Annotated in this window: 9 protein-coding genes; 8 read left to right on the forward strand and 1 reads right to left on the reverse strand. The window is 71.0% G+C overall.

Annotated features, from left to right (window positions below; all coding sequences use genetic code 11):
- Nucleotides 1-16: 16 nt before the first annotated feature.
- Nucleotides 17-904 (forward strand): diiron oxygenase, encoded by an 888-nt coding sequence (locus VF330_RS06040; RefSeq protein ID WP_330850495.1) that lies wholly within the window; start codon nucleotides 17-19, stop codon nucleotides 902-904.
- Nucleotides 877-1,659 carry an alpha/beta hydrolase gene (locus tag VF330_RS06045; protein WP_330850496.1) on the forward strand — a complete coding sequence of 261 codons (783 nt, stop codon included), beginning with the start codon at nucleotides 877-879 and terminating at the stop codon, nucleotides 1,657-1,659. Before VF330_RS06040 ends, VF330_RS06045 begins: the two co-directional genes overlap by 28 nt.
- Before the next feature lie 66 nt (nucleotides 1,660-1,725).
- Here the strand turns inward: VF330_RS06045 and VF330_RS06050 are convergent, their stop codons facing one another.
- On the reverse strand, nucleotides 1,726-2,355 hold the full coding sequence (locus VF330_RS06050) for a TetR/AcrR family transcriptional regulator (protein ID WP_330850497.1): 630 nt from the start codon (nucleotides 2,353-2,355) through the stop codon (nucleotides 1,726-1,728).
- Nucleotides 2,356-2,482: 127 nt separating this feature from the next.
- Between VF330_RS06050 and VF330_RS06055 the strand changes: the two genes are divergently transcribed.
- From VF330_RS06055 to VF330_RS06080, 6 genes are all read left to right on the forward strand, one after another.
- A complete protein-coding gene (locus VF330_RS06055) occupies nucleotides 2,483-3,436 on the forward strand; it encodes an alpha/beta fold hydrolase (RefSeq protein ID WP_330850498.1) in 954 nt (317 codons plus the stop codon).
- Between the two features lie 40 nt (nucleotides 3,437-3,476).
- Nucleotides 3,477-4,472: a DUF3152 domain-containing protein gene (locus tag VF330_RS06060; protein ID WP_330850499.1), complete on the forward strand. Its 996-nt coding sequence runs from the start codon at nucleotides 3,477-3,479 to the stop codon at nucleotides 4,470-4,472.
- Between the two features lie 79 nt (nucleotides 4,473-4,551).
- A complete protein-coding gene (gene moeZ, locus VF330_RS06065; RefSeq protein WP_330850500.1) occupies nucleotides 4,552-5,724 on the forward strand; it encodes an adenylyltransferase/sulfurtransferase MoeZ in 1,173 nt (390 codons plus the stop codon).
- Nucleotides 5,725-5,857: 133 nt separating this feature from the next.
- Nucleotides 5,858-6,655: a TIGR02569 family protein gene (locus VF330_RS06070; protein ID WP_330850501.1), complete on the forward strand. Its 798-nt coding sequence runs from the start codon at nucleotides 5,858-5,860 to the stop codon at nucleotides 6,653-6,655.
- Between the two features lie 105 nt (nucleotides 6,656-6,760).
- Entirely contained in the window at nucleotides 6,761-8,680 is a 1,920-nt protein-coding gene (locus VF330_RS06075; RefSeq protein WP_330850506.1) for a molybdopterin oxidoreductase family protein, read from the forward strand.
- Nucleotides 8,677-9,548 (forward strand): NAD(P)/FAD-dependent oxidoreductase (locus VF330_RS06080; RefSeq protein ID WP_330850502.1); only part of this gene is annotated, 872 nt, incomplete at its 3' end. The genes VF330_RS06075 and VF330_RS06080, both read left to right, overlap by 4 nt.

Genomic DNA, 9,548 nt, shown 5'->3' on the forward strand with positions numbered 1-9,548 from the left:
CCGGGGAGGGCAACCGATGAGGGTCGCCGATCGGGAGAAGACAGCGGAGAGGCTGCTCAAGTCGTCCGCCGAGAAGTTCTACGACCCCGAGGTGGACATCGACTGGTCCGCACCTCTGGCCGACGATCTCTTCTACATCCCTGAGCAGCGCATTTCGCTCTACGGCACGCCTCTCTACGACACGCTGACGCGCGAGCAGCGCATCGAGCTGTCCAAGCACGAGCTGGCGTCCATCGCGTCGGTCGGCCTCTGGTTCGAGCTGCTGCTCATGCAGATGCTGGTGAAGGTCGTCTACAACACCGACCCGACCACCCGGCACGCCCAGTACGCGCTGACCGAGGTCGCCGACGAGTGCCGGCACTCGACGATGTTCGCGCGCCTGGTCGAACGCGTCGGCTGCCCCGCCTACGGGCCGACGAAGCACACCCACCGGCTCGGCAAGCTGCTGCCGATCATCGGTTACGGCCCCGCGATGTACGGCTCGATCCTGGTGGCCGAGGAGATCCTCGACCGCCTCCAGCGCGAGGCGATGAACGACGACACCGTCCAGCCGATCGTGCGGATGGTCAACCGCATCCACGTGCTGGAGGAGGCCCGCCACGTCCGGTTCGCGCGCGAGGAGCTGCAGCGCGGCATGGCGGAGCTCAAGGGCTACGAGAAGCCGTACCAGAAGTGGCTCATCGGGTACGTGTCGATGATGATCACTCGGGCCATCATCAACCCGAAGGTCTACGCGGCGGTCGGGCTGGACGTGCGCGAGGCGCACCGCCAGGCCCTCGCCAACCCGAAGTTCCAGGACACCATCCGCTGGTCGGGGGAGCGGATCATGTCGTTCCTGGACGAGACCGGACTCGTCGGAAAGCCGGGGATGCGCTCGTGGCGCCGCTCGTTCTTGGTCGGCTGAACGTCGTCACGTCCGGAGACGCTGCTTCGGACGTGACCGCGGTGCTGCTGCACGGCTGGACCATGGACCTCACGACGTGGGACCGCGTCGCCTCGGCGTTGCCGGGACGCGTGGTCCGGTACGACGTGCGCGGGCACGGACGGTCCGCCGGCGGCACGGGGACGATCGCCGAGCTCGCCGACGACCTGGCCGCGGTGCTGGATGAGTGCGCTCCCACGGGACGGGTCGTGCTGGCCGGGCACTCGCTCGGCGGCATGACGATCATGGCGCTGGCCGAGCAGCGGCCCGAGCTGTTCGAGCGCGTCTCGGGGGTGGCGCTGATCGCCACCTCCTGCGGTGACCTGCCCGCGCAGAGCGCGGTGGAGAAGCTCGCCGGGCGCTGGCTCGGCAGGCGGCCCAAGGTCGGGTTCGGGCGGGTGCTCGCGCCGGGGCTGCGGGTGACGTTCGGACGCCGTCCGCGCTGGGCCGACGTGCGGGCGGCCGCCGCGATGGCGGGGAACACCGCGGGGGAGGCGTTCGTCGGGATCCGCGAGGAACTGACGCTGCACCAGCGCAAGGAGGCCCTCGCGGTGCTGTCGGACGTCCCGACCGTGGTGATGGCCGGGTCGTGGGACGTGCTCACGCCGATGCGGCACTCCCGGGTGCTCGCGGAGGCGTTGCCGAGCGCGGAGTTCGTGATCTACCCGAAGACCGGGCACATGCTGCCGCTGGAACGGTCCGAGGACGTCGCGAGACGGATCGCCGCCCTGATGTGACGAAGGGCCCCGCCGCGAGGCGGGGCCCTTCATCGTTGTCAGTGCTCGTACCTCAGTGCTGGAACGTCAGTGCTGGAGCGGGAAACCGCCGCCGATGCCGCGCCACGCCAGGTTGGAGATCAGCGCGACGGCGTCCTCCTTCGGCACCCGGCGGTTGTCCGCGAGCCACGACCGCGCGGTGACCTGCGAGAGCCCGACCAGGCCCACGGCCAGCAGGCGGGCGCGTTCCGGGTCCAGGCCGGCGTCCGCGGTGATGGTGTCGGTGATGGCGTCCACGGAGTCGGTGGTGGCGCGCTCGACGGCCTGCTGCACGGCGGGCTCGGAACGCAGGTCCGACTCGAAGACCATCCGGAACGCCTGGCCCTCGCCGTCCACGAAGTCGTAGAACGCGGCCACGGCGGCGCGGACGCGGAGCTTGTTGTCCGGCGTCGAGCCGATGGCGGTGCGGACCCTGCTCACCAGTTCGTCCACATGGGACTCCAGGAGGGCCATGTACAGCTCGAGCTTGCCGGGGAAGTGCTGGTACAGCACCGGCTTGGACACGCCCGCGCGTTCCGCGATCTCGTCCATCGCCGCGGCGTGGTAGCCGTTGGCGACGAACACGTCCTGCGCCGCCGCCAGCAGCTGGGCGCGGCGTGCGGTGCGCGGCAGTCGAACGCCCCTGCCTGCGGGTGCGCTCTGCGCCGTCTCCGTCATGGTGCCTCCAGCACGAGTGATCAGGCCGTCGGCGCGGGGTTGCCGGACCGGGGCTCGTGAGCAACCTTACTCGCTGGTAGCCCACATCCGGGAACCATCTCGGCGTTCTTTCCCGCATCCTGGTTCGGTGAGCCCGCTGATTCCCGCCCCGTTGTCCCAGGCCGAACTACCGCCCCTGGATACGTCGCAGACGCCGTGGCCCGGCGAGTTCCGGCAGGTCGACGACCACGAGGTGCACGTCAGGGTCACGCCCGGCGACGGGCCGCCCGCCGTCTACGTGCACGGGCTCGGCGGGTCCGCGACGAACTGGACGGACCTCGCGGCGCAGCTCAGGGACCGCGTCCGCGGGTACTCGATCGACCTGCCCGGCTTCGGGCGGTCCGAGCCGGTCCCCGGCTACGACTTCAGCCTCTCCACGCACGCCCGCACGGTCGTCAGGTACCTGGAGACGTTCGGCGAGCCCGTGCACCTGTTCGGCAACTCGATGGGCGGCGCCATCTCCTGCATCGTCGCCGCGACCAGGCCCGACCTGGTCAGGACGCTCACGCTGGTCAGCCCGGCCGTCCCCGACCTGCGGCCGCGCCTCGACCGCATGTCCGACCCGCGGATGGCCCTCGCGGTCCTGCCCGTCGTCGGTGCCAGGGTCCGCCGCGAGCTCGCCAAGCTCACCGCGCACGACCGCACCCGGCAGATGCTGGAGCTGTGCTTCGCCGACCCGAGCCTGGTGCCGGACAACCGCATCGAGGAGTCGATCAGGGAGAACGAGGAGCGCGCCCGGCAGAAGTGGGCGGGCAACGCCCTCAACCGCAGCACGTTCGGCCTCATGAGCAGCTGGCTCACGCCGGGCCCGAGGTCGCTGTGGCGCGTCCTCCCGCTGGTCAAGGCGCCCGCGCTGGTGCTCTGGGGCGACCGGGACCGGCTGGTCAGCGTGCAGAAGGGCCCGCGCACGGCCAGGCTGCTGCCGAAGGGGCGACTGCTCGTGCTGCCCAACACCGGCCACGTCGCCCAGATGGAACGGCCCGCGACCGTCGCCAGGGCTGTGCTGGGCATGTGGGAGGCGGTGGACAGGCACACATGGTGACGAACGACGGCCATACGGGGGATGTGGGACCCTGGAGGACGTGAATCGCGCCCCCGAGCGAGGACGTCCTGCTCCGTCCGCCGACCGCTACCGCCGCGGCGAGCGCCGGACCAGCGCGGAACCACTCGCGGCCGCCTGGGAGCCCGACGCCACCGCGGCCATGCGGAGGCCTCGCAAGCGCCGCGGCGTGAAGAAGCTGATCGCCAACTACGGGTGGCGGATCTACGCGATCCCGGTGCTGCTCGTGCTGACCGCGCTCGTGGTGCTGGACACGGTGCAGCCGAAGGCGCCCACGAACCAGGACACCACCGCGCAGGGCCAGCAGACGCCCGCGAACGGCACGCCGGAGCCGCCCGCGTCCGAGGTGCCCGGCAAGAAGCCGCAGCTCAACGTCCCCACGGCGGAGCTGCCGCCCGGCCCGGCGTTCTCCGAGGACGGCGTCGGCACGTTCAAGGTCATCGCCGGTGCCGGTGCCCGCGTCGGCGAGGGCAACGCGCCGAAGTTCCGCAAGTACGCGATCGCCATCGAGGACGGCGTGAAGCCCGCCGACTACAACGACGACGCGACGGCGTTCGCCCGCACCGTCGAGGGGATCCTGTCCGACCCGCGCAGCTGGGTCGGCACCAAGCAGGTCGCGCTCCAGCGGGTCGAGGCGAACCAGAACCCGGACTTCGTCGTGTCGCTGAGCACCACGAAGACGACGCACACGCTCTGCGGCAAGGAGATCCCGTTCGAGACCTCCTGCTTCAACCCGCAGCAGAAGCGCGTGATCATCAACGTCGCCCGCTGGGTCCGCGGCGCCATGGTCTACGGCTCCGACCTGGCCGGGTACCGGACGTACGTGATCAACCACGAGGTCGGGCACGCGCTCGGCAACGGCCACGCGGCCTGCGCCGAGGCCGGTGCGCCCGCGCCGGTGATGATGCAGCAGACGTTCGGCGTCTCGAACGACTTCGTCTCGCAGCTCAACGCCGGCCAGGATGTCGTGCCGGCCGACGGCAAGGTGTGCACGCCGAACGCGTTTCCCGCAGGCTGAGACGGCTTTCCAACCGGGAAGAGTCGAGGCAGGGTAGACGTTGTCTCGGACACGGAGACATTCGTCGAGGAGGAGCAGCATGGCGCTTCCGCCGCTCGTTGAGCCAGCCGCGGAGCTGACCAAGGAAGAAGTCGCGCGCTACAGCCGGCACCTGATCATCCCGGACGTCGGGGTGGACGGGCAGAAGCGGCTGAAGAACGCGAAGGTGCTCGTCGTCGGCGCGGGCGGCCTGGGCAGCCCGGCACTGCTGTACCTGGCCGCGGCCGGGGTCGGCACGCTCGGCGTCGTGGACTTCGACGTCGTGGACGAGTCGAACCTGCAGCGCCAGGTGATCCACGGCCAGTCCGACGTCGGCCGCCCCAAGGCCGAGTCCGCGCGCGACTCGGTCGCCGAGATCAACCCGTTCGTCAAGGTGGTCCTGCACCAGACGCACCTCAACTCCGAGAACGCGCTGGAGATCTTCCGCGACTACGACCTGATCCTCGACGGCACGGACAACTTCGCCACCAGGTACCTGGTGAACGACGCCGCCGTGCTGCTGGGCAAGCCGTACGTCTGGGGTTCGATCTTCCGGTTCGAGGGCCAGGTCAGCGTCTTCTGGGAGGACGCCCCGGACGGCCAGGGCCTCAACTACCGCGACCTCTACCCGGAGCCGCCGCCTCCCGGCATGGTCCCCTCCTGCGCCGAGGGCGGCGTGCTGGGCGTGCTGTGCGCGTCCATCGGGTCGATCATGGTCACCGAGGCGATCAAGCTGCTCACGGGCATCGGCGACCCGCTGCTGGGCCGCCTGATGGTCTACGACGCGCTGGAGATGTCCTACCGGACCATCAAGATCCGCAAGGACCCGGAGTCGCCGAAGATCACCGAGCTGATCGACTACGAGGCGTTCTGCGGTGTCGTGTCCACGGACGCGCAGCAGGCGGCGGCGGGCAACACGATCACGCCGCTCGAGCTGAAGCACAAGCAGGAGTCCGGTGAGGACTTCCTGCTGGTGGACGTCCGCGAGCCGCACGAGTACGAGATCGTGAAGATCCCGGGCTCGGTGCTCATCCCGAAGGACAGGATCCTGTCGGGCGAGGCGTTCTCCGAGCTGCCGCAGGACAAGCCGCTGGTGCTGCACTGCAAGTCCGGTGCGCGCTCGGCGGAGGCGCTGGCCGCGTTGCACAAGGCGGGCTTCAAGGACGCCGTGCACGTCGGTGGTGGCGTGCTGGCGTGGGCCCGCGAGGTCGACCCGAGCCTGCCGACGTACTAACACTCATGGGTGCATTCGGGTGCTTCGGCACCCGAATGCACCCATGATCCGTTCGGCTTTTCGAGTGGCGGCACGACTTGCGGTGTGCTCGCTTCCACCACCCGGACGGTCTAAGCAGGTAGCGTGCCCGACCGTGACCCGGTCCCCCGAACCGCCCCCTGCGCACGTGCGTGCGGCGTTCGGGGCACGTGACGCCGAGCCCGAGCTCATCGATGGTGGTCCCGCCTGGCGGTGCGGTGACGCGACGATCCGTCCCGCGCCCAAGCCGGCCGAGGCCACCTGGATCGCGAAGACCCTCGACAGCCTGGACGTGCCGCACCTGCGGATCGGCCGCCCGCTGCGCTCGACCGACGGCCGCTACGTCGTCGGCGGCTGGTCGGCCACCAAGTTCCTCGCCGGCCGGGCGGAGGCGCGGCACGACGAGGTGATCTCCGTCTCCCAGCGCCTGCACCACGCCACGGCCGAGCTGCCGAAGCCGCGGTTCCTCGAGGCACGCACGGACGTGTTCGCCGTTGCCGACCGCAGGGCGTGGGGCGAGGAGGACGTGCCGCTGGAGGCCGACCTCGGCGGCAGGTTGTTCGACCTGCTCGACGGGTACCGGAAGCCGCTCAACCTCAAGCCGCAGGTCGTGCACGGGGACCTGTTCGGCAACGTGCTGTTCGCGGGCAACGCGCAGCCGGCCGTCATCGACTTCACCGCCTACTGGCGGCCCGCCGAGTGGGCCGCGGCCGTGGTCGCGGTGGACGCCGTCGCGTGGGGTGGCGCGGACTCCGGGCTGTTCCACCGGTGGAGCCACCAGGCCGAGTGGGAGCAGGCGCTGCTGCGCGCGATGCTGTTCCGCCTCGCCGTGCACGCGCTGCACCCGTTGTCAACGCCGCAGTCCTTTGCGGGCTTGGAACGAGCTGCTCACCACGTGACCACCATGCTCTGAGCGGCCCATTTTCCGCGTACGAAACATTGCGGAGTCTCGGGTTAACGCGCGCTTCCTAGCGTCAGCGGCGTGACTCATTGCCCTTACTGCGCGCTGCAGTGCTCCATGAGCGTCATCGGCGGCCAGGTGGCTCCTGGTCCCGGTGGGCTGTGCCAGAAGGGCTGGACGGCGGGGGAGCTGCTGCGCCACCCCGGCCGGTTGACGACACCACTGCTGCACGGCGAACCCGTCTCGTGGGACGAGGCGCTGGACTTCGTGGCCGCGCGCATCCGGTCGTACGAGCCCGACGAGGTCGCCGTGTTCGGCGGGGGCGGGCTGACCAACGAGAAGGCCTACGCGCTGGGGAAGTTCGCGCGGGTCGCGTTGAGGACCTCGCAGATCGACTACAACGGCCGGTTCTGCATGTCGTCGGCCGCGGCGGCCGGGAACAGGGCGTTCGGGCTCGATCGCGGGCTGCCGTTCCCGTTGACCGACCTGCGGTCCGCGGACACCGTGCTGCTGGCCGGCTCGAACCCGGCCGAGACGATGCCGCCGTTCCTGCGGCACCTCGAAGGGCCGCGGCTGATCGTCATCGACCCGCGCCGGACACCGACCGCGGAGCGCGCGACGTTGCACCTCCAACCAGCGCCGGGCACGGACTTGGCGCTGGCACTGGGGTTGCTGCACACCGCCGTCATCGAGGGCCTGGTCGACAAGGAGTACATCTCCTCGCGCACCACGGGTTTCGACGACGCGTGGCGGGTCGCGGCGCAGTGGTGGCCCGAGCACACCGAACGCGTCACGGGCGTCTCGGCGGCCGACCAGCGCGCCGCCGTGGAGATGCTGGCCGGACGGTCGTACGTCCTCACCGGACGAGGGTCGGAGCAGCACGCGTCCGGCACCGACACCGTGTCGGCGTTCATCAACCTGGCGCTGGCACTGGGACTGCCGGGCCGAGCCGGGTCCGGGTACGGGTGCCTGACCGGGCAGGGCAACGGCCAGGGCGGCCGCGAGCACGGCCAGAAGGCCGACCAGCTCCCCGGCTACCGCAAGATCGACGATCCGGTGGCGCGCCGGCACGTCATGGACGTCTGGGGCGTCTCCGAGCTGCCAGGACCGGGCCGCAGCGCGTACGAGCTGCTGATGGCCGAGGACGTCAGGGCGATGCTCGTCTTCGGCAGCAACCCGGTCGTGTCGGCGCCGCGGGCGTCCGGGGTCGCCGACCGGTTCAAGGCGCTGGACCTGCTGGTGGTGGCGGACTTCGTGCTGTCGGAGACCGCCGCGCTGGCCGACGTCGTGTTCCCGGTGACCCAGTGGGCCGAGGAGGACGGCACGATGACCAACCTCGAAGGCCGGATCATCCGGCGCCGCAAGGCACTCGACCCGCCGGCGGGCGTCCGCAGCGACCTGGAGCTGTTGAACGGTCTCGCGTCCCGGCTCGGCGTGTCCACCGGGTTTCCCGTTGTGCCGCAGGAGGTCTTCGAGGAGCTGCGCAGGGCGTCCGCCGGCGGGCTCGCCGACTACTCGGGCATCACCTACGAGCGGCTGGAGTCCGAGCAGCTGCACTGGCCGGTGCCCTCGACCGAGCACCCCGGCACGCCGAGGCTCTTCCTCGACCGGTTCGCGCACGCCGACGGCCTCGCGCGGTTCGTGCCGGTCGACCACCGCGGCCCCGCCGAGCCGCCCGACGACGAGTTCCCGTTGCAGGCCACCACCGGACGGGTCCTCCAGCACTACCAGTCGGGTGCGCAGACGCGCCGGATCGGGGAGCTGCTGAAGGCCGTTCCCGAGATGTACGTGGAAGTGCACCCGGACACGGCGTCGCGAGCGGGCCTGGAGGCCGGTGGGCTCGCGCACGTCGTGTCCAGGAGAGGACGGGTGACGGCGGTCGTGCGATGCGTGCCGAGCATGCGGGCCGACGCCGTGTTCCTGCCGTTCCACTTCCCCGGTGACGGGCGGGCGAACCTGCTCACCAACCCCGCGCTCGATCCCACGAGCCGGATGCCCGAGTTCAAGGTCTGCGCGGTGCGATTGGAGCGGGCATGAGGCGAATCGTGATCGTCGGCTACGGCATGGCGGGCGCGCGGCTGGCGGACGAGCTGCGCCGCCGCGACCCCGAGGTGTCCATCACCGTCGTGGGAGCGGAACCGCACGCCGCGTACAACCGCGTGCTGCTCTCGACGGTGGTGGCGGGCGCGATGACGCCGGAGTCGACGCGGCTGCACGACGAGAGGTGGGCCGCGGAGCACGACGTCGACCTGCGGCTGGGCAGCACGGTCGAGCGGATCGACCGCGTGGCGCGGACCGTCGCGGTCTCCGGTGAGCGGATCCCGTACGACTCGCTGGTGCTCGCGACCGGCAGCGTCCCGTGGGTCCCGCCGGCCGAGGGCCTCACCGAGGACGGCAAGCTCGCCCCCGGCGTCGTCGCCTTCCGCACCCTCGACGACTGCGCCCAGATCGAGGCCAAGGCCCGCAAGGGCATGCCCGTCGTCGTCCTCGGCGGCGGCCTGCTCGGCATCGAGGCCGCCAGAGGCCTTGCCGGACGGGGGTGCCTGGTCACGGTCGTCCACCCCGTCGGCCACCTGATGGAACGCCAGCTCGACCCCGGCGCGGGCAGCGTCCTCGCCCGCACCCTCGGCAAGCTCGGCATTGAGTTCAAGCTCAACTCCCTGGCCGCCAAGTACCTGCCCGGCGACGGGCTGGTGCTCGACGACGGGACCCACGTCCCCGCCGACCTCGTCGTGGTGTCCGCGGGCGTGCGCGCCGAGACGTCCCTGGCCGTCGAGGCGGGACTGGCGGTCGACCGCGGGATCGTGGTCGACGACGCGTTGCGCACCGACGACCCGCGCATCCACGCCATCGGCGACTGCGCGCAGCACCCCGGCACCGTCTCCGGTCTCGTGCAACCGGCGTG

Source organism: Lentzea sp., assembly GCF_036380075.1.
Classification (GTDB): Bacteria; Actinomycetota; Actinomycetes; order Mycobacteriales; family Pseudonocardiaceae; genus Lentzea.